1 pseudogene is annotated in these 325 nt (G+C 69.5%); it reads left to right on the forward strand.

The window, feature by feature from the left end:
• Nucleotides 1-15: 15 nt before the first annotated feature.
• A pseudogene (locus PUR61_RS01555) lies at nucleotides 16-325 on the forward strand (SMI1/KNR4 family protein); the annotation flags it as partial.

Genomic DNA, 325 nt, shown 5'->3' on the forward strand with positions numbered 1-325 from the left:
CCTACGATGCCCGGCATGGCGCGCTACGAGGATCTTCAGCAGTCCCTGTGGGACACCGGCAGCGACTGGGGAGTGCAGCCGCCCGTGACCGACCAGGTGGTTCTGGAGGCCGAGCGGCTGCTGGACGTCACGCTTCCCGGATCCCTGCTCGACCTGCTGCGCCGGCGGAACGGGGGCCGGGTGACGAGCGGCCGCAATGCCTTCCCCACGAGCGGGCCGACCTCGTGGAGTGCCGACCACGTCCCCTTCGACAGTGTGCTTGGCATCGGCCACCGCGAGCGGACGATCTCCCTGTTCGACAGCCCGTACCTGGTCGAGGAGTGGA

Source organism: Streptomyces sp. BE20 (genome assembly GCF_036322525.1).
Classification (GTDB): Bacteria; Actinomycetota; Actinomycetes; order Streptomycetales; family Streptomycetaceae; genus Kitasatospora.